Below are 24,727 nucleotides of genomic sequence, written 5' to 3' on the forward strand. Positions count from 1 at the left end.
AGAAATATTTTTGCCGTCGGAGACCGGCACGTTTCCAATATCCAGCCAAAAGAGCAGATTTTTGAAGATGCAATAGCGGGGGTTATTTATATACCTTCATGTATAATGACTGCTTTACATGAGAGTCCCCGGAGGAGTCCTGACCCTTCTTGCCGCAGTTTGTATCCTCTGCACCGCGTGCGGTTGTCTCGGCGCGTCTCCGCCGCCATCGGGCGGCGGGATCACCCCTATCGACGTGCCGGAGCCGCCGGGGGCATCGACCCTCGCCGGGGCCCTTGCGGAGCTGGACCTCATCCAGGCCGAGGGCGACCTCAACGTCACCGGCACCATGGTGCACCAGGTGCTCGGGACCGGCGTGAACCTCGACGGTCAGGCCGCCGCCTGGGGCCTCGGCCTCCGGGATGGGGAAGAGGTGCGCTGGCTGACCTTCGGTCCCACGGGCTGGAAGGAGGTCTCGCTCCGTGCCCCCCTGCCCGCCGAAGAGGTAAACCTCGACGACGTCCTCTCCCCCGAAGACCTCCTCCGCGGCCACGAGGGGACGCTTTCGCCCGCGATGGAACGCCTCGGTGCGGATACGGTCGATCTCGCGCTCGCGGAGGGAGTCTATACCGTCACCGTCCGGTCGGATGCGGGGATGGAGAACTTCGCGTTCCGGGCGGACACCGGGGAGGCGATTGTATGAGACCGGGTGCCGATGACGGGGTGATGTCGATTGACTTCCTCGCGGGATTCACGATCTTCATGCTTGCCCTGATCGTGGTGGTGGGCATGGTGCCGGGGCTCCTTGCGGGCCTTGCGAGCAGCGGCATCGACTACGACGCGGTCGCCTACAGGACGGGGGTGATCCTCGTCGAGGACCCCGGCTGGCCGGTCTACCCGCCCTGGGAGATGACCGATCCGGCTCATAAGGATGACATCCAGCGAATCGGGCTTGCGGTCTCGAAGGACACCCCGAACATCCTCCTCTCGACGAAGGTCGAGAGGTTCTTTAACGAATCGTTCTTTGACACGGAAGATTACCGCAGCAAGGCGATCTTCGGCGACATTCCGTATTCTTATAACTTTTCACTCAACATCTCTCACCCGGATGGCAATTACGAGCTCAAGCAGGCCGGCGACCCCCTCCCCCCCGGCCACGGCTACATCCGCCGGGCGGTGAAGATCAAGGAGCCGGGGGTGGCAAAGATTGAGTATGACCAATACACTAATTCCACGCTTGATGACTCGACCCCCCGGATGTTCACCATCCGGCTCAACTTCAGTCACCTGCTAAACCAGTCCATCGGCCCGGCCTACCGAATCGACCCGCGGACCGAGCCGGTGAGGGTCAACATCAATATGACCGGATACCTCAACCCCGGCACGAACGCGACGCTTCAGAGCGTGACGTTCTGGAAGATGGACACGACACGATCGAACCCCGGGTTCACCCCGATCCCGTTCTCCTACGACGTGAAAGATTCGGACCTCTACACCCTCACTCTCGACGGGAGTTCAAGCGACCTCCTGCCGGACATACCGGTCAAAACGAACATCTCTTTCGTGCTGAAACCGGCGGCCACCTCCCTCTTTACCTTGGACCAGAACAGCATCCTGGATATCCGGTTCATCTTCGATGACAGTCCTCAGCGGACCACCCTCAACGGCACCTACCTCTACGACTATGATAGCGTCCCTCCCCCTCCTCTGAAACCCGGCGTCCTGGAGGTGGCGATATGGTGAACGATGCGGGGCAGCTCTACACGATGGAAGGGGTCGCGGCGGGGCTCATCATGCTTCTCACCGCGTACATCGTCGTCAGCACGACGAGCGTCTACACTGCGGGAGATACCCACATCCCGGATATGCAGCTCGAGCAGCTCGGGAGCGACGTCCTCGCGATGATGGATACGCCGGATGCCGCGGGAGGCGAGAGCCGGCTGGTCGAGTTTGTCAACGAGAATAAGGGCCCTGAATTCAAGAATGCGTTCCTGAACTACTGCAACGCAACAACGAGCGGTACTCTCGATAACCTGCATATGAGTGCGAACGTCACTTACCGGGATGATGACGCGATTAAAGAACATCAGTTCGTTGAGCCAGACGAAACATGGACGGGGCGGGAATCCGCCGTACGGGTGACCCGGTGGGTTCAGTTGGATTATCAGAGCAGTCGAACACACTATGATAAAACAAGGGCCCAGGCCGTCCTCGTGGAGGTGCTGTTATGGCGCGTATGAATGAAGACGGCCAGTGGATCGTGCTGATGGGGCTCCTCGTCGCCCTGGGGCTGTTTTTCCTTGCGCTGATCATCAACCAGTCGGCGCTCGTCGGACAGACGACCGCGGAAGGCGTGCTCGAGTTCCCGAAGAACGATATCCGGGACCTGCGGGAAGCGGTATTCGACTACGTCGATGCTTACGAGAAGCACGATTCCGATCCGAGTAAGATCCGCAACGACATCGTCGCGATATCGCTCGAACGAAAGAACGCCGTGGTGTATTTCGAGAACGAAACGCCGCGGGACGTCTCGGGGCGCATGCTCCACCCGGTGACCATCCACTACAACAACGGGGTGACAGACTACGATGAGACCACATATTACTGAGCCGGTAAACGAGGAGGGCGTCACCCGGCTGATGGAGTACGTCATCATCAGTGGGGTGCTGCTCCTGCTGATGATCGTCATGATGTCCACCGTCAACGCCGTCTTCATGGAGGGGCCGGCGGACAGGCTCCGCTACCACGCCTTCGTGGACATCGGAAACGGGGTCAGCACCAGGATCGTGGACCTTTACGTGATCGCTCCCGACAACGGGACGATTGAGACGAAGTTCGACATCCCCGACGAGGTCGCCGGAAAGGGCTACTTCGTGGACGTGGACATGGAGAAGAAAGACGCGAGACAGGAGATCCTGGTGCAGGGCGGCAGCGTCAAAAGCCGGATCGCCATCGCCGGCATCGGGGCGACGAAAGGCGTCGTCGGCAACACCACCGGGGCGGGGTGGAACAGGATCCAGTATGACTCAAAAGGGTTTTAGGGGAGGCGAATATCCATGAAAATAAATGAACGGGCGGTCTCCGAAGCGATCGGGTTTATCCTGATCCTCGGGATCGTCATCAGCGGCATCGGCCTAGTTACGCTCTACGGCTACCCGGTGCTCGTCAAAGAACAGAGCAACACGGACGTAAAGAACATGGAGCGGGCGATGATCGTCATCCAGAACGATATGAAGAGCCTCTGCTTCAAGAACGTGCCCTACAAGGAGACGGCGCTACAGGTGAGCGGGGGGACGCTCGCGGTGATCGGCGCCGGGGATGGTTATCCGGCGTCCATCGAGGTTTTAGTCGATGGGACCTCCGTCGGATCGTTCTCACCCGGCGCGCTGGTCTACCATTCCGACCGCGGGACGGAGGTGATCACCCTCGAGAACGGGGCGGTGATGACGCGCCAGGAGGACGCGAAGGGCTCGGCGATGCTTGCAGAACCCCGGTGGTTCTATGACAACTCCACGAAGACATTCGTCATCTACGTCATGAACATCACCACCGACGAGCCGATGGCGAAATCCGGGATGGCGACGGTGCGGATGAGTCTGGAGAAAACGAACACGACCGTGCCTGCACCACCTGACGACTCTTTCGATGTCACAGTGATGTATCCCGAAGAGGCTGACAACTCTGTAGCGTGGGAGAACTACCTGACCGGCAGTTCGCTGAAGATGAGCGGTTCCGACGGCACCTACACCCGGTCGGATGTAAAGAAACTCGTCATAAAAGAGTACAATATCAAGATCCACGGGATCTAACCTTTTTTTACCCGTGGGGGCGCCGCTCCCCCCATCGACCTTCCGCCCGGGAAGATCTGCTGCAAAAAGTCTATCAGAGATACCGGTTCTTCCGGAGCCACTCCACCTGGGGTCTCGTGTAGCGGTAGACGATATCGCATTTCTCGTCCTGGAAACTCCAGGGAACGACGACCAGGACGTCTCCCTCCCGTATCCAGACTTTCTTCTTGATCTTGCCCTTGATCCGCCCGGTGCGGGTCACCCCGTCGAAACAGCGGATCTTGATATGGTTTGCCCCGAGCATCAGTTCGGCGCTTGCGAACATCTCCCGGTTCCTCTTATTCGGCAGGCGTACGCGGATAACCTCCTCCCCTGCCCCAACTCCGTTGGATTCAGGTTTGCGCTTAGTAGCGTCTGTCAGATCATCAACCCCATGTTCCGGAGCATCTGCTTCCTGTATGTCCAGTTTATATTACTTCTGCCTTATCAACTATTCTCCCGGGAGCGTGGGGACGATTGCCACGGACGGCGGTCTCCCGGTCGGCCGTGGTGCTCCGGGGACGAACGCCCGGTTTTGCAAAGACCGCCCCCGGAGATAGTTATGTATATTGCCGGGGCGGCCTTCCAGCATACCCATGGCATGCCCGAGCCCATCGCGCGGGATCTACCTCACCTACTTCATCCAGGGGCTCATTCTCCTCGGCGCACTCTCCAGCATCACGGCAGGCGAATACTTCCTCGGACTCTCGGCGGGCGTCGCCTTCCTCCTGACGATGGCACCGTCCCTCATGACGAGAAACCTGCGCCTCTGCCTGCCCTGGGAAGTCAATCTCTTCATCGCCGTCTCCCTGTATCTCCACGTCATGGGACACATCGCGGGCTACTACGTCAGTCTGGCGCCCTACTACGACAAGGTGACGCACCTCGTCTCCTCGATCACCGTCGCGCTTCTCGCCCTCTTCCTCACGGCCCTCGCCGAGCACCGCGGAGACGTCCGGCTGACGACGCCGGCGATCGTCGTCTTCATCCTGGTCTTTACACTGGCAGCGGGAGCGGTCTGGGAGATCTACGAGTTCGCGGTCGATCAGGTCTTCGACATGAATCTCCAGCACGGAAACACCGATACCATGCTGGACCTCATCGTGGACCTTGCCGGGGCGGTGATTGTGGCCTGCTTTACGGCTATCGCTCTTGGAAAAGAAGAGAGACAACGATTTATCCGGTTCTTCGCCGACCCGGCCTCCGGAGCGGAACAGACAGAGGTCACAGACGAACACGTCCAGCAGGCCCGCGGTCGCTGATCCGGCCGGGACCACCCTACCGGTCGATATTAATATTCATTGGATCAAATAAAATGTAGTGAATCTTAAGGTCCCGAAGATACGATATCTGGCGTTATTCATGCTCATCCTGCTTCCTCCCATGACCGGTTACATGGCCTGGGAAGCACAGACCGTCGACGTGACCGTCCTCGAGATAGACGGGGCGCCCGAAGGCATCGTCTACATCACCGATCCCCATGTGCAGGCATCGAACATCGACCACATCCGGGAGGCCGTCGCCGAGATCAATCGTTTAAACCCCTCGCTCGTCCTGATCGGCGGCGACTTCGTTACCGGCGACGAATCGGACTTTGCCTATCAGGAGGTGTGGCGGTCTCTCGACGCACCGACCTATGCCGTTCTCGGGAACCACGACTACCGCGTGGGGACCGACGGTCCGACGGGGCTTGCGCGGACACTCGCCGTCCAGACCTCGGTCAACGTCACCGCCGCCGGATACGACGCCTCCGCCCTGAACGACGGCGCGGCCGATACCGCGTTTGCCGACGAACTCGCCGCGACGCTGGAGGAGAACGGCGTTCATGTCCTCCGGAACGACTACGCCCGGGTCGTCGCCGGCGATACGGAGATCGTCATCGTCGGAGTCGACGACGGCTGGGCCGGGGCGGCGGACCCGCCCGATGTACCGGCGACGGACGCATTCACCGTCTACCTCATCCACGAACCTTCCTGCCGGGCGGACTGGGATGCCGACCTCATCCTCGCCGGCCACACCCACGGTGGCCAGTTCCTCTTCCCGGTTGTTGCACAATTGAACGACTACGGCGTCATCGAACTTGCCGGCATGTTCGATGAGGACGGAAAGACGCCGACCTACATCTCCCGCGGGATCGGCAGCTCGAACGTTGCCGGCGTGGACCTCCGGTTCAACTGCCAGCCCGAGATCGTCCTGATTAACCCGACCGAAGAGCAACTCCGGGTCCTCGACGATACCGCGCTCCCCGCGACGGTTTAAATTGTGCTACGGCTCGAGGATCGCCCGCGCCCGCCCGGCGATCAAAAGTACCTCCCGGAGGGGGATCCCCGCGTCCCGGGAGATGGTCGTAGCGTCCCCGTAGGCGACCTGTTTTGCCGTGAGGACACCCGCGGCGGCCAGACGGGAGTAGATCGACGGGCCCACGCCGCTGACGATGGTGACCGGGTAGGACTGCGTCTCCTCGATCATCGCCCGGAGGTTCTTCTCCTCCGGGTAATCCCATCCGATATGCCCGATCCCCCGGCAGGTCGCATACCGCTTTGCGTGCTCCGAGAGTTTGGTGTTGCAGACGATCAGGGCGCCGTCAATCGAGACGGCGCACCTCCCGGACCGGAACCCCTCCTGGAGGTCCTCGACGATCGCCCGGGCGATCCGCCCTTCGTCGAGACCGGTCATCCGATGGGGGCTTGCATGGTGCTTCACCTCGACAAAAATGGTATCGCCGTCTTTGTGAGCGATGGCGTCCACCTCGTGCTCCCCGCACCGCCCGGCAAGGATACACCCGGTCTCCACCTGGTAGCCGTGCTCCCGGAGGAGGACACGCACGAACTCCTCAAAGTCCGGCTTCGGCCGGAGGAGCGCGAGCGCTCTCCGGAGGTTGGTCCGGTGCCGGACGGCGGGGCGGACGGTCCGGGCCCGGGCGTGGATCATCCGGAGGACCGCGGCGGTCGCGATGCCGTCCGGCACCGACTCCTCGATCTCGCCTGAGATCCGGTCGGCATTCTCCGTACTGAGACCCAGGTTCCGAAGCGTCCGCTGGACCTTCCGCCGGTCAAACGGCTGCAGGCCGCCGTCGGCCTTCGTGACATGCTTCATCAGGCATGAGATCTCTGCATCCGGGACGAAAAGCGTTCGCTACCGACCGCGGTGCTGCACCCTTATCCTCTTTCGCGTTCAACAAGAGGTACCACAGATGAAATCGTTACAGCACCCGGTCATCCTGATCCTCGGTGCAGGGGCGGTCGGCCTCTCGCTTGCCGGGAAGCTGACCACAGTGGCAAGGGTCTATGCGGCCTGCCGGCCGGCGCACGCTGCCGCCATCCGGGAGCGGGGCCTCATCATGGAGGGCGTCTGGGGGGACGGCACCGTCGACGGGATCACCCCGGTAACGGGACCGGACGAAGTCCCGCCAGCGGTCGATGCCGTCGTCATCACCGCAAAGGGCACCGATACCCGGGCTATCTGCGAGGAGTACGCCGGGGTGATCCGGGGCCGGCCGATGGCAAGTCTCCAGAACGGCATCGGGAACGAGGAGATCATCGCGGAGTACACCGACACCGTCATCGGCGGGACCGTGACGACAAACTTCTCGGTTGCAGGCCCGGGGCGGGTCCGGGTCCAGAGCGAGAGCGCCCCGATGCACCTCGGGGCCTGGTCCGGCGACGGCGGCGCCCCCGGCCGCTTGATCGAGATAGTCCGGTCCGCCGGCATCCCGGTCGAGGCGGACGACGACATCCGTTCCGGGAAGTGGACGAAGGCCCTCCTCAACATCGCCGTAAACCCGCTCTGCGCCCTCCTCCTGGCCCCGGTCGGGGTCGCCGCCGACGAAAACATCCGGGAGATCGTCGTCGGGCTCATCCGCGAGACCTACGCCGTTGCCGACGCCGAGGGAGTGCGGCTCCCGTGGGCGACCGCCGACGATTACCTCGCCCACCTCTTTTCGGTGCAGGTGCCCGACTTCGCTGCGGTCTACCCCTCCATGTACTACGACCTCCGCCGCGGCCGCCGGACGGAGATCGACCTCCTCAACGGGTATGTCGCGCGCCTCGGGAAGCGCCACGGCATCCCGACGCCCCACAACCGGTGCATCGCCGGCCTCGTCCGCTACGCGGAGGCGCACCCCCGGTGAGGAGCGCTACTCCCCGGTCATCTTCTTCGCGAGTCGCCGGGCCGCTTCTTTTGCTTTAGCCTCGGTCTTCCAGAGCCCGGTCTTTCCGACGGGAGACCCGTCCCGGTCGTAGAGCTGCACATAGTAGCCGCCGTCCTGGCGGGCGAACAGGACCTCGCCGACGATTCCGGGACCGTATTCCTGCATGCCCAGAGGTGAGAGCGCCGGGGATATGATGGTTCCGTATCCCGGGTAATGCTCCTAGAGGGTCAGCGGTATCCCGAGGAGGTGAAGCACCACCGTGACCAGCACGCCGAAGACCCCGCCGATTGCGCAGATGAGGACGGTGATCAGGTTGATCGGGATGTCGGGCCGGCCGGCAAGGCTCATCAGGCTGAGGAAGTTGATGAGCCAGAGCAGGATCACGCCGACGACGGCATTGATGATGAAGCCTGTTGCGCTCTTGATCACCCGGTAAAGAACAAACATGAGGGCGATCACCAGGACCAGAGCGAGGAGCCCCATGAATAAACTCATACTGCCCGTTTGACGGCGCCGGTATTGAAACATTCTATATGGATGGCCGGGCGATGTGCCGTGCGGCGAGGGCCGCGGTCGAGAACGCGGCCTGCAGGTTGTAACCCCCGGTGTCGCCGTCGATATCGAGCACCTCGCCGATGCAGTAGAGGTTCGGAACGGTCTTCGACGCCATCGTCTTTTGATTGATCCCGTCGAGGGCGACGCCGCCCCGTGTCGCCATCGCCTCATTCCACCCCCCGAGCCGGGCCACGGTGAACGGGAACTCCGCGAGGTATGCGACGAGGGCGTTCCGGGCCGTCTTCGGGAGCCGGGCACAGGTCGTTTCGCCGGAGACCCCGGCGAGGTCGAGGAGCCGCCGGACGAACCGCTCCGGGAGGGGGAGGGCACAGAGGACGGTCTTCACCTGCCGGGAACCCCCCGCCGCAACGGCGTCGACGACCCGTTTACGCACCGCTTCTCTGTTCGCCCCGGGGAGGAACGCGACCCGGAGCACGTCGCCCGGGCGGACGGCGCGAGAGAGATCGAGTATGCCCGGGCCCGAGAGGCCGGTGTGCGTCAGCAGGAGATCCCCGGTATTCCGGGAGACCCGTTTTCGGTCACGGTAGACGCTCAAAGCGAGGTTCTGAAAGGCTATCCCGGCAAGGTCGGCGAACGGGTAGTCCTCGACAAAGATCGGGGTGAGCGCCGGGGCAACCTCCGTGACCGGCTGCCCGAGGGCCCGGGCGAAGGCGTAACCGTCCCCGGTCGAACCGGTGGCGGGATAGGAGGCGCCGCCGGTGGCGAGGACGAGGACGCCGGCCCGGAGGGTTGATTTCTCCGTCCGGATGAGGAAAACTCCGCCGTCCCTCTCGACGCCCCGGACGGCCTCGCCGCACCGGACCTCCACACCGCGGGCGGCGCACTCCGAAAGGAGGACCGCAAGGACATCTGCGGACCGCCGTGTCGCCGGAAAGACCTTCCCCCCGGGTTCGGCTGTCATGCCCAGTCCCCGGGCGGCAAAGAAGGCGATAAGGTCGCGGTTCGTGAAGTTCATGAGCGCGGGCCGGAGAAATGCCCCATGTTCGCCGTAACGGGCGAAGAAGCCGGAGATCTCCCCGTCGTGGGTGATGTTGCACTGCCCGGACCCCGAGACCAGGAGTTTACGCCCCGGCAAGGGCTTCTTCTCAAGAACGATCACGCGCCGTTCTTCTCCGGCCGCCTGCAGGGCGCAAAAGAGCCCTGCAGGCCCTCCACCGATGATCACAACGTCGTTCACGGCACTGGCACTTCCCGGTTATAACGGTAGTCCCCCGCAAAGCATCAGCATTGGGGTGCGGCGAGCCGCTACATGCATATAGAGGGTAATCTACAGAGGGACGGATGACCATGAAGATCGGCCGGTTTGTTCTCATCGGAAGCGTCCTCACACTGCTTCTCATCCCCCCCGCGGGTGCCGTCGCGGCGCTGACTACAAACGTAACGTATGCCGGGGTCCCCGCCGCCGTCCTCTTCTCCGACGCATCGGGCATCGCCGACGCGGTCTCGCGGACCTGGTCCTTCGGCGACGGGACGGAAGAGACCGCCGCCGGTCCCGAAGGGAGAGCGGTCGTGCACACCTACCCGGCCCCGGGCTCCTACAACGCGACGCTCTCGATCACCACCCGGTCGTCCGTCGTCAGCACCACGGCGACCGTCGAGACTTTCGCCCGGCGGCAGGAGATCGCCGTCGCCAACCCCTCCGGGACCGACGGTCTTGAGGTCGCCGCGAACGTCGCCCACCTCCCGGGGATGCGCCCGGACTTCGCCGACATCCGGTTCGTGGACGCAAACGGGACCCCCGTCTCCTACTGGATAGAGAACGCCGTCGAGGGCTCCCACGCCCGCGTCTGGCTTTCCCTCCCGGAGAACGCAACGGCGATCACGATGCTCTACGGGAACCCGGAGGCCCGGGACGCAGGCGACCCGGACGCCGTCTTCCTCTTCTTTGAGGACTACGAGCGCCGCGACCTCTCACGGTGGTCGTTCTGCGGTTCGAACGCGGAAGTTCAGACGGAGGTCGTCCGCGACGGCGCATACGCCGGGGATATCAATGTCTCCGAGCCCGATCTCCGGCGCCTCGCGAACAACCGGATATGCCTGGCAAACATCTCCGCCGGCCAGGTGATCATCGAGGGGGACTTCCGGGTGAGCGAGTTCGGGCGATGGTGCGGTTCGGGCTACCTCCAGGCCTGGAACGAGACCGGCGGCCCGGTGTATGCCCTCCACCTCCGGAACGGTTCCGTGCAGTACTACGACGGCGTCCACCGGAACTTCTCCGCCGACCTCCCGGCGAGGGCGGATACCTGGTACCACATCAAAGTCGTCCTGGATACGCCGAACGCCACCCGGTACGCGTGGATGGACGACAAATACCTGGGGAGCGCGCCCCTGCGGTTTTCCGACGGCAGACCGGTCCCGAAAGACGTGGTCTTTGACGACTTCGCACTGATCGGGTCCTCCGCGTGGTACTCGGGCGACCCGCACCACTTCTACGCCGACAACATCGTCGTCAGGCGCTACGTCCCCGTAGAGCCGGTGCTCTCCTATGCAGGCGGCCCGTAGGAGGGAGAGCGGAGGTTGCGGCATCTCATCGTCGCCCTCCTCGTCGGCGCCGCCCGAAACCGGATCGCGTTCAGCGTCCGTTACCTCGACGACGGGCACTGTATCATCCTCGCGCACGGGGGAAAGACCGCCGTCCCGATCCCGGCGACCGTCGAGAACGCGCGGCTCCGCGCAGGCGTTCTTCCGGGTTCTACAGGACGGGACGATGGAGGTTGCGGCCCGGTCAGACCCAACCGGACGCGAGGACGAAGTAGAGGACGACGAAGCCCTGGAAGATGAAGTAGCCCATGATGTTCGCGGTAGCGTACCGGAGGGCGGGCGCCCGGTCGGCGCACCGGTGCAGGAACCCCCACAGGGCGATTGAGAGCGGGATCAGGGATGCGAACGCCACCGGCCGGAAGTCCACGGGGGAGAAGGCGCCGGCGAGGGCAAGAGAGACGAGCGTCCCGGTCGCAAGGGTCGCCGCGAGGGCGATGAGCGAGAAACCGTAGATGCGACCCTTCCGCACGACGAGGGTCGGCTTTCCCCCGGCGATATCCCCCTCCATATCCGGGATCTCGACACTCACGATGAAGACGAGCCCGTAGAGGAAGAGTGGAAGGGAGAAAGCAAAGAAGGCAGGGTCGAGCGTCCCCCTCGCAACGAAGTAGCCCGCGCCCGGCATCAGGAGACCGAAGGTGATCATGTTCGTGACCTCCCCGAGGCCCCGGTAAGCGAGCGCGAGCGGGGGGGCGGTGTAGGACCAGCCGAGGAGGTTGCCGGCGATGCTGAAGGCGAGGAAGATAGGGGGGTAGTCGTAGACGGCCATGAAGGCATACCCGATCAGGACCGAAACCGCCATCAGGGCGACGGCTGCAGAGAGCGCCGCCGGCTTGAGCCCCGGGTTCGCGGCGAGGACGCCGCTCCCCCCGGAGATCGCCGTCGTCTCGACGAACCGGTCCGCGTCGGCATCGAAATAGTCGTTGCTGTAGTGGACCGAGAGGTGCGCCGCCGCCATGACCGCGTAGCCGAGGAAGAACTGCGCCGGGGTGAACTGCGCCCCGAGGAGGAAGGCGAGGAGCGCCCCGCCGGCGAACGGGATGAAGCCCGAGAGGAGGAAGGGAAATCTGCCAAGCCGGATGAATTCGCGGAAGGCGCGGGTGTCCATGGGGGAGTCTGCAGGGGGTCCGGTATGTATAGGTTTCCCCGGTACCGTCCTCTCCAGATCGCACTACGGACGGCCGATACGGCTCTCGCGGGGCCCCGCCTGCCGGGAGAAGTTACACGAGGCCCAGAACGAACGCGGCGGCGAGCACGATATGCAGGCAGAGGAAGAGAGGGACGAGCCGGAACTTCGCCTTCTGCATCTTGTGCCGGAAGGCACGCATCGCGGCGGCGGCCCCGAACGGCCCGAAAAACGCGAGGAGGAGGAGCCGCTTCTCGGGGGTCCTCCACGCCGTCCGCTCCGCCGACCGTTTATCACGGTAGTAGACAAGGAACGAAACGACGTTGACGAGGAGGTAGACCGTTATCGCGGCCACGAAGGGCCCCATGCCGCCTAGACCTCCCGGGTGGGAGTGCTCCGCCGGATACACTCGGCTATCCGGGTATCCGACTGAAGCTCCTTCACCAGCAGCCGGATCTGCCGGATCGTCGCCGGGTGGAGTTCGTGCTCCATCGAACAGGCATCGCAGTCGGCAATCTTCTCCGGGACGTTGATCATCCGCAGGAACTCCCGCAGGGTGTCGTGGCGGGACTTGATGACCTCGGCAACCTCGCGCCCCGCAGGCGCGAGGACCACCCCCTCGTAGCGCCGGTACTCGACAAGGCCCATCTTATCGAGTTTTCGGAACATCTCGACGACGCTTGAAGGGCTGAGGTCCAGTTCGCGCGCCACGTCCTTCGTGCGGGCATATCCTTTCTCCAGCGTGACGTTGAGGATGGCCTCAAGGTAGTCTTCGGCCTTCCTGCTGAGGTTCTTCACGATATATCCGTTGTTCATGGCAGTCAAAAGATATTGTTGTTCGGCCGTTCTCTACCGGCCCGGGTTCCGACAGCCCGACAGCGTCACCGCCCCGCTCTCTCCGGTGACGATGCGCTCCCCCGGAAAAACCGCGCAAAACGGGCTTCCGACGGACATCGTACCTTCCCCGGGAAGGGGCAATGCGGACGTGACGAACCCGTATCAATCCGACCGGCATTTTTCGTAAAGCAGGGTATCTAACTCGGTCATAATCAACTAATGCCAAACATTTTTCGGAAAAAGCGACATATCCGAAATAGTCTCGGATAGAGATATAAAAACCAAAAGAATGCGGCCGCTCGACCCCGGATCTGTCGATAATCGATCCGGCGAGACCCCGGCGGAGATCAAAAGAGAAAAGAAAAGGCGGCGTAATCGCCTATATCAGCACATAGATCTGGTACGTTTCCGGTAATTCTGTGGCAAGTTATTCGGAGTGAGGCCCCTTACCATGGGTGTTTCCATCCCTCCCGGACATGGCCTTTCCAGGAGAATGCTAGTGACTCCGACGAAAGACTACATCGAATCACCCCCACGGGAACCGTTCCCGCCCGGCACGGCGGGACCCCCCGCATCGGGGACTTCGCCCCGGGGGACGATCACGAAGGCCTTCCGATCCGGGAATTCCGGGAACCCGTCATCCCAATCGATCCGTGCGACCACGCTGAACGGCTGCCGGGGTTCTCCGACACCGCACCGGGCCAACTTATCTGTATCCATATTTTGCTCCTTTCGACCTTCGTCACATACTATGTGTATCGTTCGGGAGTGATGTAACCTCCCCGAATTGCTTTCGGATTTCATCGCAAGTCGAAGAAAGATCGGGTTTTTTTTGAAAAATCAGAGATGTTCCGGGTTCGGTTACTCCTGGCGGCGGGCACCCCGCCGCACCGGAACGCCCGTGAGCACTGGAGAGCAGCCGGACAAACTCCCTGACCGCATCGGGGTCCCGAACGCCGCGGATAGAAACACCGCTGTTCACCCGAAAACCTCCCGTAAGATCCGATCTTCGTTCGTTCTCCAGAGGGGACGTTCCTCCGGACCACTGTTTTCAGTATTTTTCATTAATGTGGTCTCCATTTCCTGCCTATCCGGTAAGGTACTCGGGAGAGATGATACTCGCCCAAAACAGTTTCGGTTTTCGGAAAAAACCCTCAGGAAACCCGCAACACCGGTCGATATGCGAACCCGTGTCTGCACGGATAGAAAAGTTGGCGGGATCGGTCAGAGCCCGAGCCTGTCGAGGGGAGACGCAAACGGGGAAAATTGACTCTTCTTCGCGAGGCAGACCGGACAGACCCAGTCGTCGGGAAGGTCTTCAAACGCGGTTCCCGGCGGAGCACCGGCATCCCCGGTCTTCGGGTCGTAGATATGGCCGCACACCGAGCAGCGGTATTTCTGCATGGACGTCATTGGTGGAGAGTGGTCCGGCTATATATTTAACTTGTGGGGTGAAGGGGGCGGCCCCCTCTATTCCACAATAAAATCGCCGTTCATTGAGGGGTGCACGTCGCATCGGAAGAAGTAGGTTCCCGAAGTTCCGGGTGCCGTGAAGGCGTAGGCGGCCCGCGCCGGGCCGGTGACGATCTCGCCGACATAAATCGGGGTCGTCGCCGAGGAATCGGTATAGACCGAAACGTTGTGCGGGACGCCCTCATCCCGGTTCTCGAAGATTATCGCCACTCTTGCACCCGCCGGGACGGTGATCGTGCCTGCATTGAAAGCCATGTTCTCAGCCGCGATCTCAACGGTCACATCCCGGCCCCCGGCGACGCGGGGCTGAGCGGGGGTCACCTCCGGGGTCACGCCCCCACCCCCGCGACTGAAGCCATGATGGTTACGGTTACTCGTGCCATGAGTCTCACCGGGTAACCGGGCGGCATAAAGGTTACCCCCGGCCACACCTGAGTGTCCGGAGTGAACGGCGTGTTTCTCCTCCTCCACACAAGCGCTGACCGATCTCAAAAAAAGGCGGGGGTTGACCTACGTCACGACGAACTCCCCGTTCATCGAGGGGTGCACGTCGCACCGGAAGTAGTAGGTCCCGGGCTCCGACGGCGCCGTGAAGGTGTAGGCGGTCTCGGCCGGGCCGGTGACGATCTCGCCGACATAGATCGGCGTCGTTGCCGAGGAGTCGGTGTAGACCGCGACGTTGTGCGGGACGCCCTCATCCCGGTTCTCGAAGTTCATCGTCACCGCCGCACCCGCCGGGACGGTGACCGTGCTCGTATCGAAGGCCATGTTGTCGGCCGCGATCTCGACGGTCGCGCCCTGGCCCCCGGCGGCGGGGGCCGTTGCGGTCGGTGTCACGGTTGCCGTCGGGGCCGTTTCGTTCGCCGGGACAAGCCTCCAGACTCTCCCGGTAGTGCTGGACGCATCCGGGCCGCCGTCTTCAGTCGTGAGCGCGTAGACCTCCGAATCTTCATCGACGCCAAACCCGAGGAGGAAGGCATCCACGGTCCCCGCAGGCGTTCCGGTCACGTTGAGCCTCGTCAGGCGCCACATCGCAAGGCTGTCGGGCGTCAGGTTCCCGGCGGAGTCGGGGAAGGCCGATGCGTTCCAGTCCTCCGGGGGCGTCGCGGCAAGCAGGGTCGCGCTCCCGGTTGCAAAATTGCTGCTCCAGTAGCCGAGGATGTAGCGCCCTGCAAGATCCGGAAGAGCCGTGCCGTTGTAGATGCCGCCGCCGACGAAGACGATGCCCAGGTCATGTCCGCCCTCGATGATGGGGCCGATCAGGGGGTCGCCGGAGGAGCCGTTCTCCGGGCAGGTCGCCGGGGGTGTGCGGGGGTTCTCCGGGTCGAAGCAGTGGGTCCCCTCCATGAGACGCCAGCCGTAGTTGCCGCCCCCCGCGACGATGTCCACCTCCTCAAAGAGGTCCTGGCCAGCGTCGGCCACGTAAGGATTACCGTCGGCGTCAAACGAGAGGTAGGCGGGGTTCCGAAGACCGTAGGCGTAGATCTCGGGCGGGATGCTGCTGTTCTCAACGAACGGGTTATCCTCCGGGACCCCGTAGAGCGTCCCGGCCTGCGTCGTCCAGGTGGCGTTTTCCAGCGGCCCCGTTACGTTCCCGGCGGTGACGTTGTCCACGTCGATCCGGAGCACCTTGCCGTAGACCTTCGTGAGGTCCTGGGCGTTCCCGACGCCGGGGGTGTGGCCGGTCCCGTTGTCGTTGGCTTCGCCGCCGTCCCCGAGCGGCAGGTAGAGGTAGCCGTCACGGGGGCTGAAAGCAATGCTCCCGCCGTTGTGATTGAACTGCGGTTTGTCGATCTCCATCAGGACTTTTTCTGAGGTCATGTTGACCCGGTCGGGGTTCTCGGGGTCAACCTCAAACTCCACAAGGCGGTTCGTGCAATTCCAGTCTTCAGGGGCCCCCTCACGCAGGGGTGCGCTGTAGAACGCAAAAACCCGCCCGTTCTCCCGGAAGTCGGGGTGGAAGGCTATCGAGAGGAGGCCGCGCTCATCGAACGACGGGTTAAGGTCGACCAGGCGGTCCCGGACGTCCAGGAACGGCTCCTCTTTGCGGGTGCCGTTCTCATCGATGATCGAGACCGTCCCCACCTGGTCGACGACAAAGAGCCTGCCTGTTCCGTCGCCGGCGGTCGTGAGCATCACCGGCGAGACAAACCCATCGGCTACGGGCTCAAGGCTCACGTTAATCGTCTCGTTCTCCCCGGCGAACCGGGTAAAAGAAGCGTTGTTCCGGTACTCCGCCGCATACGACGACCCCGCGTTCGTCAGGTTCTCTGCGGGGGCGGTTGTGTTCACCGCTCCCGGAGCCGTCAGGTTCTGCGGCACGGCGGGAGCGGCGGTCTCGGCGACATCGGTTCCAGCACCCGGGTAGACCTGAGCCCCGGCGGAGACCGCCAGGGCGAGGATCACAAGGACGGATGTTATGACTACGGCTGCTCGCGTCATGCACCCACCCTGTTGCACGGTGATTATAAATGTAACCCTGCCCGCTCATAGATCCGGACGCCGTCCCGGTCGTAGATCACGACGAGCCCCCGGTCCGGCAGCCGGACGTCATACCGCTCGCGCTCGGGCTCGCCGACGTAAAGGAGCGTCGCGTTGTACTTCTCCATGAGCGCGAGGGCCTCCCGAGGATTCTCATAGATCGCCCGGATGTCCGCCGGGCGCTCGGTGTACCACGCACCGTTCCCCCGCCAGGTCAATTCGTGGCTGATCTGGCCGAGGACCGCCGGGATGCCGGTGAAGGACGAAACCCGCGAGTAGTAGTTATAGTCCCCGTTCTCCGCCTCCACAAGCCGGTGATCGCCGCCAAGTGTCCGGAGATAGTCGATCGCCGCGGCCTCCCCCGGGCGCGCGGCGTCGAGGTATGCGAGCCCGTCCAGGGTGTGGTAACTCTCGGGGGGATACTCGATCCCGAGGAGACCGCGGCCGATGTCGACGTTGAGAACGACCGGGGCGGCGATGAGGGCGGCCGCCGCCCCGATCGCAAGCCATCGGGGGGCCGATACCGGCAACCGGGCGGAAAGCCACCGGCCGGCGATGAGAAGAGAGCCGGTGCCGAGCAGGACCCAGGCGTCGAAGTAGAACTTGAAGATGGTGTTGAACCGGCTGTAGTCCCCGCCGAGCATCTCCCGGAAGAAGAAGACCTCACAGAATGCAAGCACCGAAAGACCGGCGATGCAGAGGAGGTCTCCGAACGAGCGCTCTTTCCGGAGGAGGAGATAGGCGAGCGGCACCAAGACGATCCCGAGGGCGACGTAACCGGTGAGAAGGAACGGTATGGCGACAGCGGCGAGGAGCGGGAACCGTCGGATATCCCGGGCGACGGCGGCATAGACGATTGCGAGGAACCCGCCCCAGATCGCGAGGAAGACGAGCGGGTCGGTGGGAGGGAACCCCGCGCCGATCCCGCCGACCCCCGCAGGTTCAAGGCGCAGGTAGTAGGGGAGGTAGATCGCGAAGGCTATCGCCGGGACGGCCACGGCGGCCGCGAACGTGGAAGTGTCCCGCTCCCGGGCCCAGAGCAGGAGGAGGAAGACGGCGACGGCCGGCCCGTAGACGAGGGCGTCCCAGGAGTTTAAGGGCGGCATCGAGCCGACGCTCAGTCCGAGGAGGAGGAGGAGGACGCCACGACCCCGGGCGTCGAGCCCGCTCCACCGGCACCACGTAAACCCGAGGAGGAAGAGGAGGAAGACCTGGTTGAAGACGGCCATTTCGAAGGCGTGGACGTTTCCGAGAAAGAGGGAGAAGACCGGGAACTCGAACCGGGCGCCCGGGACAATCCAGTTGGTATCCTGGAATGCGCCGTAGATATCCCCTCCCGCCGCGAGGAACCAGGGGACCGACGGCGGGACAAGGAGGAGGACCGCGAGGGGGAGCCACTTCCACCGCCGGAGGAGGAGGCGACCGAGGGCATAGAGTGTCACGAACGCCGTCCCGTAGACGGTTCCCGGAACCAGGTTGAAGGCCACCTCCGACGGAATGCCGGTGACGACCGCAAGACACCCCATCAGCCAGTGGCCGAGGTAGTAGTAGACGGTGAGACGGCCCCCCGCAAACCAGGGGTCGAGCGGCGGCACCACGGGCTCCCGGATCACGCTCGCAAGGAAGGCGTGGTTCATGTACTGCTCGCTGAAGTAGCCGATGGGCGGGTTCGTGAACCGGACGGCAAGCGCGAATAAGAAGCCGGTCAGGAAGACCGCGTCCCAGGTTAAAAGATTTCGGATCTCACGAATCCGGTAATCGCCCCGCCGGATGCCGTAGACCCCGAGGCCCAGAAAGACGAGGAGGGCAAGGGCGACCGGGACGCGGAGAATGCCGCAGTACCAGGTCGCGAGGGCGAAGAGGAGGAGGGAGGCCGGGTATGCCGCAGGGTAGGCGTAATCCCCGAGGGCCGGGCGGAGGCGGGGCCAGAGGGCGAGCTGGAGACCTTTGAGGAGACCGGACCAGAGGAGGACGGAGAACGCCTGCAGGAGGATGTCCACACCCTGCTATGGGAAGGATGGGTATATGCCCTTTTATATCCGCCCCGCGGCGAGCCGGGGGCATGTATAACGCGACGAGGAGGAGAAGCACAGGAAGCCCGTGGCGCGGTCGGCGTCCTTCTTCCCCGGCGGGAGACCGAACCCGGGTTCTCGGGGTCGGAGACGAGAGGCAGCCCCGGAACACCCCGGAGACTTCAGCAACAGTGCGTCTCCGCTCCTCTCTGTGGACAGGGAGTTGTGCCGTCCATGGACAGATCGGCGGGCAGATTTTGAATACCAATCCCGGCCAGTGAAGTACCTTATATACCATCCACCCGTATTCTTACGTGCAGTGTTCTATCTGCATGAGCAATCCGATGGATTATAACAGAGGTAACAGAAATTTCGGTGGTCCGAGGAACTTCGGCGGCCCCCGTGAAATGACGAAGACTATTTGTTCAGACTGTGGGAAGGAGTGCGAAGTCCCCTTCAAGCCGACCGAAGGCAGGCCCGTGTATTGCCAGGACTGCCTGCCGAAGCACAGAAAACCCCGGTTCTAAACCAACTATAATCTCTTTTTTCGGAATGATGGGTCCACAGAGCGGAGCGGGTCCCAGAAAAAAGGAGCTGGCTCATGAAAGCCCGAGTTCGATGAAGAGATTGTCGCGGAGGGCCCGGAGAGCCTTTGCCGCCGGTGAATCGATCCGGGTCGCCGGCCGGCCGCTCCGCACCGCCGCGACAACTTCCGGGTCGAACGGGATCTTTCCTGTCGTCGGGATGCCCTCCTCCGCACAGTAGTCCTCGATCCTCGTGCAGAACTCGTCCGCAAGGTCGAAACGGTTGATGACGACGAAGATCTGGACGTTGAACCGACGACAGACCGTCACCAGCCGCCGGAGGTCGTGGAGCGCCGAGATTCCCGGCTCCGTAACGATGAGGACCGCATCCATGTCCCCGACCGTCGCGATCAGCGGGCACCCGATCCCCGGCGGGCCGTCGGCGATGAGCAGGTCCGCGCCGCTGGCAAGTTTCAGGGCCCGCTTCTTCACCTCGGTGACGAGCAGGCCTGAGTTTCCGGAGCCCGGGAAGAGCCGGGCGTGAACGAGGACCCCCCGATCCGTCGTCGAGGTGTAGATCTCGCCGGAGATGCGCGGCTCCATCCGGACTGCCCCCATGGGGCAGACGTAGGTGCAGAGACCGCAGCCTTCGCAGTGCAGGGCGTCCACCGTCCAGGCATCGTCCCGGCGGACGAACGCCTCGAACCGGCAGCGGTCCGCGCAAATCCCGCAGTCATGGCACCGTTCGAGGTCGATCCGGGCTGTCGCGAGCCCCCGGAACTCCGTCGTGGTGAGCCGCCGGGGCGAGAACAGAAATTCCAGGTTCGCGGCGTCCACGTCGCAGTCGGCGAGGACCTGCGGCACTCCACTCAGGTCCGCGAGCGCCGCCGTCACCATCGTCTTCCCCGTCCCCCCCTTGCCGCTCGCGACCGCGAGCCGGATCATGAGTCCATCTCCGCAATCCTCGCGATCCCGGCGAAGAGACCGGCGAACCGCTCCTCCCACCTGGGAAGGTCGCGGCAGATGAGCCCGCCCCTGTTCTGGACGGCGGCGATCTCCCGGGAGAACGGAATGGTCATGAGGACGGGGAGCCCGCGCTCCCGGCAGAACGCGATGGTCGCCCTATCCTCCCCGTCGCTCCGGTTGATTACGACACCGGCGGGGATGCCGACCCCCTCCGCCACCTCGGCCGCGAGACGGAGGTCGTGCAGCCCGAATGGCGTTGATTCCGTGACCAGGACACAGACATCGCTCCCTTCGAGGGTCGTGATCACCGGGCAGGCGATTCCCGGGGCGGCGTCGTAGAGAACGAGCGGGTGTCCCCCGGCAAGCGCCTTTGCCGACCGGACGACCGCCGGGGCCTGCACCTCCCCCTCGTCTAAGATCCCGCTGATCAGGACGAGCCGGGGCAGCGGGGACGAGCACGCGACCTTCCCGACGGCGCGCCGGACTTCCCGGACGGCCCCCTCGCGGCAGACGAGGACACAGCCGCCGCAGGAGTGACAGAGTTCCGGAAAGACGAGGACACGGTCCTTGAGGACGGCAAGCGCCCCGAAGCGGCAGAACTTCCCGCACTCACCGCAGAGTGTGCAGCGGTCGGGGTCGATCTCCGGGACCGGCGTCGTCACCGGCACGTCCTCGGCGGGGGCGGGAAAGAAGAGGCGGAGGTTCGGCTCCTCGACGTCGCAGTCGACGAGCGCCACCTCGCGGGAACGGGAGAGCACGCAGGCGAGGTTCGCCGCAACCGTGCTCTTCCCGGTTCCGCCTTTGCCGCTTGCAATCGCTATCTTCATGCTCAAGCCCGCTTCAGGAGAGGGAGAGCGGCTGCAGGTTCCCGGCGGTGTAGTCCGCAAGGGCATCGGCCACGCTGCCGCTCCCACGGTAGGCATAGGCTTTGATTCCACCCGCTTCGAGCGCCCTGGCCGCGTTCCCGCCGATCTGACCGGTGATGAGGGCGGCCGCATCGTGTTCCGCCAGCACCTGAACCGCCCGGGGTCCGACCCCACCGGTAGCGTCGATGAGGGGGTTCTCGACCGATTTCGACTTCCCCGTCTCCGTATCGACGAAGACGAAGTAAGGGGCCCGGCCGAACCGCTGCTCGACCGGGGCATCCGTGCCCGCAGCGCGGGCTGTGATACAGACAATCATGTTGGTGCCTCACGAGAATTATTACTCATATGAGCATAATACTATGGGTGATATTACTCCTTCCCCACCAATAGTTCTCAGTGCGCTTCGTCGCACTCGCCGCCGTCTTCGTGGTGGCAGGTGCTCTCCCCGGGAGAAAGGCGGCCGGCGATGTAGTCCTGCGCGACGTAATCGACGTTCCCGCTGATACCGAGAAGCACCTCGATGCTGTTCTCCCGGAAGAGAGCGATGGCCTGCGGCCCCATCCCGCCGGCGATGATCAGGTCGACCCCGTGCTCCGCGAGGAACGCCGGGAGCCGCCCGGGTTCGTGGCCGGGGTTCGGGAGATCGTCCCTCCGGTAGATGATCGACCCGTCAACGTCGAAGATCGCATACCCTTCACAGTGTCCGAAGTGTGCGGACACCATATTTCCGTCCTGCGCAACTGCAATCCGCATACGTGTCACCTGTTCCCGCGATCCCGTCGGGGATCGTATGAAACAAATTACACATATGCGCGAAATAAATTAAAACCACCCATCGTACCATCCGTCACCGGACCGGGGAATCTTTTTTAAGGCGGGCGACACCCTGCGGTATACCTGCTAACCAAGACTTGGTGAGACTGATGGTTCAACCCCTGAATATCGAAGAATACCGGAGCGTTTACGAGCCGGGAAAGGTAGAGTGCGCCAGCACCGGAGAGATGCGGCCGCTGGAGGAGATCATCGGCCAGGAACGGGCGCTCCGGGCGCTGCAGTTCGGTCTCGAGATCCGGGAACCCGGGTTCAACGTCTACACCGCGGGCGCCCAGGGCACCGGACGGAGGACTGCCGTCAGAAGTTTCCTCGACCAGCTCGCGAAAGGTAAACCCCGGGCGCGCGACTGGGTCTACGTCCATAACTTCCAGAACCAGTACGAGCCCAACGCCATCGCCCTCCCGGCGGGAAGGGGGCCCCGGTTCAAGGAAGAGATGAAACGGTTCATCGAGGAGGCCCGGCGGGCCCTCCCCCGGGCGTTCGAGAGCGAAGAGTATACCAAACGGAGGGACGAGACCCTCCAGTCCCTCCAGGGGAAGAGGACTGACCTCATCGCCCGGATCAATCAGGACGCCCAGGCCGCGGGGTTCGTTATCCAGATGAGCCCTATCGGCCTCCTGACCATCCCGGTCATCAACGGGAAGCCGGTTCCCGATGAGGAGTTCATCAACCTCCCCGACGACGTGCGGGCGGATGTCCAGCGGCGGCGCGACGCCCTCAACACCGAACTCCGGAGCACGCTCCGGCAGGTGCAGGAGATCGAACGGCAGGGGGCCGAAGCGGTTACGAATTTAAACCGCGACATCGCCCTCTACGCGGTCGGAAACCTCGTCACCGAACTCAAGGAGCATTACGCCGACGTCCCGGAGGTCCCCGCCTACATCGACGCCGTCCAGAACGACATCCTCGAGAACCTCCAGGCCTTCCTCGGAGTTCCCGAGCAGCCGGGAGCCCCGCCCCAGTTCCAGGCCTTCGTCCGGGAACTCCCGTTTCGGAAGTACGAGGTGAACGTCGTCGTAGACAACGACGGTGCTGAAGGCGCACCGGTGGTCGTCGAGCAGAACCCCACCTTCCAGAACCTCATCGGGAAGATCGAGAAGGAGGTTCAGTTCGGGATCTTTACGACCGACTTCACGATGATCCGGCCGGGCTCGCTTCACCGGGCTAACGGCGGTTACCTCGTCCTTGACGTTGAGGACCTCCTGCGCGCCCCGCTCTCCTGGGAAGGGCTCAAGACTGCCCTGAAGACCGGGGAAGTCCTCATCGAGGAGCCGGGCGAACGGATGGGGTTCATCACGGCAAAGACAATCAAGCCCGAGGCGATCCCACTCGACATCAAGGTGACCCTCATCGGGACCCCGATGCTCTACCAGCTCCTCTACCAGATGGACCCCGACTTCAAGGAGCTCTTCAAAGTCAAGGCCGATTTCGATACCGTGATGGAACGAAACGACGAGAACGCCGGAAAGTACGCCGACTTCATGTGCAACCTCGTCCGGGAGGAGAAACTCCGGCACCTGGACCGGGAGGCGATTGCCCGGGTGATCGAGTACGGCTCGCGCCTCGCCGAAGACCAGCAGAAACTCTCGACCCGGTTCGCGGCCGTTGCGGACCTCATCCGGGAGGCGAACTTCTACGCCGCGCGCGACGGTGCCGAGCAGATTGGAAAGGGGCACGTCACCCTGGCGATTGAGGAGAAGGTCTACCGTTCGGACCTGATCCAGGAGAAGATCGAGGAGTACATCCGGCGGGGAATCTTCCTCATCGATACCGCGGGGGAGAAGGTGGGCCAGGTGAACGGCCTCTCGGTCATCGGACTCGGGGATTTCGCCTTCGGCCGGCCGTCGAAGGTGACCGCGAGCATCGGTGTCGGCCGTGAAGGGATCGTGGACATCGAACGGGAAGCAGCGCTCGGCGGGCCGATCCACACGAAGGGCGTCCTGATCATCAACGGCTATCTCAATAACAACTACGCGAGGGACAGGCCCCTCTCCCTCTCGGCCCGGCTCGTCTTCGAGCAGAGCTACGAGGGGATCGAGGGTGACTCCGCGTCGAGCACCGAACTCTACGCCCTCCTCTCGGCGCTCTCGGGTCTCCCCTTAAAACAGTACCTCGCCGTCACGGGGTCGGTGAACCAGAAGGGGGAGGTCCAGGCGATCGGAGGCGTGAACGAGAAACTGGAGGGGTTCTTTGAGGTCTGCAAAGCCAAAGGGCTCAACGGGGAGCAGGGGGCACTTATCCCGGCAAGCAACGTCCAGAACCTGATGCTCAAAGAGGAGATCGTCGAGGCGGCGAGGGCCGGGAAGTTCCGGATTTACCCGGTGCGGACGATCGACGAGGGGATCGAGGTCCTGACGGGTGTCCCGGCGGGCAGACGCCGGGAGGACGGGACCTACGAGGAGGGAACGGTGAACTACCTGGTGGACCGGCGGCTCCGCGAGATGGCGGAGGCGATGCGTGGGTTCCAGCCGATGGCGGCGAAGTGACGGGAATGGAGCAGAAACGGTCGGTCTACATGGACCATGCGGCGACGAC

31 protein-coding genes are annotated in these 24,727 nt (G+C 63.4%); 14 read left to right on the forward strand and 17 right to left on the reverse strand.

Annotated features, from left to right (window positions below):
- Positions 1–118: 118 nt before the first annotated feature.
- From BRA42_RS03325 to BRA42_RS03350, 6 genes are read left to right on the forward strand one after another with little or no spacing between them, the layout of a single operon-like run.
- Positions 119–682, forward strand: coding sequence for a hypothetical protein (locus BRA42_RS03325; RefSeq protein ID WP_342770683.1), 564 nt, complete (start codon positions 119–121; stop codon positions 680–682).
- Entirely contained in the window at positions 679–1,722 is a 1,044-nt protein-coding gene (locus BRA42_RS03330; protein ID WP_292405058.1) for a hypothetical protein, read from the forward strand. The genes BRA42_RS03325 and BRA42_RS03330 overlap by 4 nt, the downstream gene beginning before the upstream one ends.
- On the forward strand, positions 1,716–2,219 hold the full coding sequence (locus BRA42_RS03335; RefSeq protein ID WP_292405060.1) for a DUF7288 family protein: 504 nt from the start codon (positions 1,716–1,718) through the stop codon (positions 2,217–2,219). The genes BRA42_RS03330 and BRA42_RS03335 overlap by 7 nt, the downstream gene beginning before the upstream one ends.
- On the forward strand, positions 2,207–2,587 hold the full coding sequence (locus BRA42_RS03340; RefSeq protein WP_292405063.1) for a hypothetical protein: 381 nt from the start codon (positions 2,207–2,209) through the stop codon (positions 2,585–2,587). Before BRA42_RS03335 ends, BRA42_RS03340 begins: the two co-directional genes overlap by 13 nt.
- Positions 2,568–3,020 (forward strand): hypothetical protein, encoded by a 453-nt coding sequence (locus tag BRA42_RS03345; protein WP_292405066.1) that lies wholly within the window; start codon positions 2,568–2,570, stop codon positions 3,018–3,020. The genes BRA42_RS03340 and BRA42_RS03345 overlap by 20 nt, the downstream gene beginning before the upstream one ends.
- A gap of 15 nt (positions 3,021–3,035) precedes the next feature.
- The gene (locus BRA42_RS03350; protein WP_292405067.1) at positions 3,036–3,788 is read left to right on the forward strand and encodes a DUF7289 family protein; all 753 of its coding nucleotides are present in this window, start codon (positions 3,036–3,038) and stop codon (positions 3,786–3,788) included.
- Positions 3,789–3,861: 73 nt separating this feature from the next.
- Here BRA42_RS03350 and eif1A read toward each other — a convergent pair whose 3' ends face one another.
- Entirely contained in the window at positions 3,862–4,233 is a 372-nt protein-coding gene (gene eif1A, locus BRA42_RS03355) for a translation initiation factor eIF-1A (protein WP_394339242.1), read from the reverse strand.
- Positions 4,234–4,402: 169 nt separating this feature from the next.
- Between eif1A and BRA42_RS03360 the strand changes: the two genes are divergently transcribed.
- Positions 4,403–5,068 (forward strand): hypothetical protein, encoded by a 666-nt coding sequence (locus tag BRA42_RS03360; protein ID WP_292405068.1) that lies wholly within the window; start codon positions 4,403–4,405, stop codon positions 5,066–5,068.
- Positions 5,069–5,126: 58 nt separating this feature from the next.
- Positions 5,127–6,065: a metallophosphoesterase gene (locus BRA42_RS03365; protein WP_342771289.1), complete on the forward strand. Its 939-nt coding sequence runs from the start codon at positions 5,127–5,129 to the stop codon at positions 6,063–6,065.
- A 6-nt stretch (positions 6,066–6,071) separates the two neighbouring features.
- On the opposite strand, the gene BRA42_RS03370 is transcribed toward BRA42_RS03365, so the two are convergent.
- A complete protein-coding gene (locus tag BRA42_RS03370) occupies positions 6,072–6,902 on the reverse strand; it encodes a restriction endonuclease (protein ID WP_342770685.1) in 831 nt (276 codons plus the stop codon).
- Positions 6,903–6,999: 97 nt separating this feature from the next.
- On the opposite strand from BRA42_RS03370, the gene BRA42_RS03375 reads away from it, so the two are divergent.
- Positions 7,000–7,935, forward strand: a complete 936-nt coding sequence (locus tag BRA42_RS03375) for a 2-dehydropantoate 2-reductase (protein ID WP_342770686.1) — start codon at positions 7,000–7,002, stop codon at positions 7,933–7,935.
- Between the two features lie 6 nt (positions 7,936–7,941).
- Here the strand turns inward: BRA42_RS03375 and BRA42_RS03380 are convergent, their stop codons facing one another.
- Genes BRA42_RS03380 through BRA42_RS03390 form a run of 3 tightly spaced genes read right to left on the reverse strand, consistent with a single transcriptional unit; the run spans position 7,942 to position 9,709 of the window.
- Positions 7,942–8,121 (reverse strand): hypothetical protein, encoded by a 180-nt coding sequence (locus BRA42_RS03380; protein WP_292405077.1) that lies wholly within the window; start codon positions 8,119–8,121, stop codon positions 7,942–7,944.
- A 54-nt stretch (positions 8,122–8,175) separates the two neighbouring features.
- Entirely contained in the window at positions 8,176–8,451 is a 276-nt protein-coding gene (locus BRA42_RS03385; RefSeq protein WP_292405079.1) for a pro-sigmaK processing inhibitor BofA family protein, read from the reverse strand.
- Between the two features lie 34 nt (positions 8,452–8,485).
- Complete coding sequence (locus BRA42_RS03390; protein WP_342771290.1) at positions 8,486–9,709, reverse strand: NAD(P)/FAD-dependent oxidoreductase; 1,224 nt, start codon at positions 9,707–9,709, stop codon at positions 8,486–8,488.
- Between the two features lie 104 nt (positions 9,710–9,813).
- On the opposite strand from BRA42_RS03390, the gene BRA42_RS03395 reads away from it, so the two are divergent.
- Both BRA42_RS03395 and BRA42_RS03400 read left to right on the forward strand, forming a co-directional pair.
- Entirely contained in the window at positions 9,814–11,034 is a 1,221-nt protein-coding gene (locus BRA42_RS03395; RefSeq protein WP_342771291.1) for a DUF2341 domain-containing protein, read from the forward strand.
- 15 nt (positions 11,035–11,049) lie between these two features.
- Entirely contained in the window at positions 11,050–11,313 is a 264-nt protein-coding gene (locus tag BRA42_RS03400; protein ID WP_342771292.1) for a hypothetical protein, read from the forward strand.
- Here BRA42_RS03400 and BRA42_RS03405 read toward each other — a convergent pair.
- The 3 genes from BRA42_RS03405 to BRA42_RS03415 all read right to left on the reverse strand — a co-directional run bounded on the left by BRA42_RS03405 (position 11,258) and on the right by BRA42_RS03415 (position 13,015).
- A complete protein-coding gene (locus BRA42_RS03405) occupies positions 11,258–12,181 on the reverse strand; it encodes a prenyltransferase (RefSeq protein WP_342770498.1) in 924 nt (307 codons plus the stop codon). The genes BRA42_RS03400 and BRA42_RS03405 overlap by 56 nt on opposite strands.
- A gap of 112 nt (positions 12,182–12,293) precedes the next feature.
- Positions 12,294–12,566, reverse strand: a complete 273-nt coding sequence (locus BRA42_RS03410; protein WP_342770497.1) for a DUF1294 domain-containing protein — start codon at positions 12,564–12,566, stop codon at positions 12,294–12,296.
- A 5-nt stretch (positions 12,567–12,571) separates the two neighbouring features.
- Positions 12,572–13,015: a metal-dependent transcriptional regulator gene (locus tag BRA42_RS03415; RefSeq protein WP_342770496.1), complete on the reverse strand. Its 444-nt coding sequence runs from the start codon at positions 13,013–13,015 to the stop codon at positions 12,572–12,574.
- On the opposite strand from BRA42_RS03415, the gene BRA42_RS03420 reads away from it, so the two are divergent.
- Positions 13,014–13,223 carry a hypothetical protein gene (locus BRA42_RS03420; protein ID WP_342772083.1) on the forward strand — a complete coding sequence of 70 codons (210 nt, stop codon included), beginning with the start codon at positions 13,014–13,016 and terminating at the stop codon, positions 13,221–13,223. The genes BRA42_RS03415 and BRA42_RS03420 overlap by 2 nt on opposite strands.
- Before the next feature lie 329 nt (positions 13,224–13,552).
- Here the strand turns inward: BRA42_RS03420 and BRA42_RS03425 are convergent, their stop codons facing one another.
- The 5 genes from BRA42_RS03425 to BRA42_RS03445 form a co-directional block, all read right to left on the reverse strand.
- Positions 13,553–13,756 (reverse strand): hypothetical protein, encoded by a 204-nt coding sequence (locus BRA42_RS03425; protein ID WP_292406299.1) that lies wholly within the window; start codon positions 13,754–13,756, stop codon positions 13,553–13,555.
- A 504-nt stretch (positions 13,757–14,260) separates the two neighbouring features.
- Positions 14,261–14,440, reverse strand: coding sequence for a rubredoxin (locus tag BRA42_RS03430; RefSeq protein WP_292406302.1), 180 nt, complete (start codon positions 14,438–14,440; stop codon positions 14,261–14,263).
- A gap of 66 nt (positions 14,441–14,506) precedes the next feature.
- Positions 14,507–14,842 (reverse strand): cupredoxin domain-containing protein, encoded by a 336-nt coding sequence (locus BRA42_RS03435; protein ID WP_292406296.1) that lies wholly within the window; start codon positions 14,840–14,842, stop codon positions 14,507–14,509.
- A 177-nt stretch (positions 14,843–15,019) separates the two neighbouring features.
- A complete protein-coding gene (locus BRA42_RS03440; RefSeq protein ID WP_342771293.1) occupies positions 15,020–16,951 on the reverse strand; it encodes a PQQ-dependent sugar dehydrogenase in 1,932 nt (643 codons plus the stop codon).
- A gap of 23 nt (positions 16,952–16,974) precedes the next feature.
- Complete coding sequence (locus BRA42_RS03445; protein ID WP_342771294.1) at positions 16,975–18,990, reverse strand: DUF2298 domain-containing protein; 2,016 nt, start codon at positions 18,988–18,990, stop codon at positions 16,975–16,977.
- A 344-nt stretch (positions 18,991–19,334) separates the two neighbouring features.
- Between BRA42_RS03445 and BRA42_RS03450 the strand changes: the two genes are divergently transcribed.
- Positions 19,335–19,529 carry a CxxC-x17-CxxC domain-containing protein gene (locus BRA42_RS03450; RefSeq protein WP_054847721.1) on the forward strand — a complete coding sequence of 65 codons (195 nt, stop codon included), beginning with the start codon at positions 19,335–19,337 and terminating at the stop codon, positions 19,527–19,529.
- A 72-nt stretch (positions 19,530–19,601) separates the two neighbouring features.
- Here the strand turns inward: BRA42_RS03450 and BRA42_RS03455 are convergent, their stop codons facing one another.
- The 4 genes from BRA42_RS03455 to BRA42_RS03470 all read right to left on the reverse strand — a co-directional run bounded on the left by BRA42_RS03455 (position 19,602) and on the right by BRA42_RS03470 (position 22,111).
- Complete coding sequence (locus BRA42_RS03455; protein WP_292406288.1) at positions 19,602–20,471, reverse strand: ATP-binding protein; 870 nt, start codon at positions 20,469–20,471, stop codon at positions 19,602–19,604.
- Complete coding sequence (locus BRA42_RS03460; RefSeq protein WP_342770533.1) at positions 20,468–21,319, reverse strand: ATP-binding protein; 852 nt, start codon at positions 21,317–21,319, stop codon at positions 20,468–20,470. Before BRA42_RS03460 ends, BRA42_RS03455 begins: the two co-directional genes overlap by 4 nt.
- A gap of 13 nt (positions 21,320–21,332) precedes the next feature.
- Complete coding sequence (locus tag BRA42_RS03465; protein ID WP_292406282.1) at positions 21,333–21,674, reverse strand: NifB/NifX family molybdenum-iron cluster-binding protein; 342 nt, start codon at positions 21,672–21,674, stop codon at positions 21,333–21,335.
- A gap of 77 nt (positions 21,675–21,751) precedes the next feature.
- Entirely contained in the window at positions 21,752–22,111 is a 360-nt protein-coding gene (locus tag BRA42_RS03470) for a NifB/NifX family molybdenum-iron cluster-binding protein (RefSeq protein ID WP_292406279.1), read from the reverse strand.
- A gap of 170 nt (positions 22,112–22,281) precedes the next feature.
- On the opposite strand from BRA42_RS03470, the gene BRA42_RS03475 reads away from it, so the two are divergent.
- Positions 22,282–24,678 (forward strand): Lon protease family protein, encoded by a 2,397-nt coding sequence (locus tag BRA42_RS03475; protein ID WP_342770532.1) that lies wholly within the window; start codon positions 22,282–22,284, stop codon positions 24,676–24,678.
- Positions 24,679–24,727 lie beyond the last annotated feature (49 nt).

The organism is Methanoculleus sp. UBA374 (assembly GCA_002508705.1).
Taxonomy (GTDB): domain Archaea; phylum Halobacteriota; class Methanomicrobia; order Methanomicrobiales; family Methanoculleaceae; genus Methanoculleus; species Methanoculleus palmolei.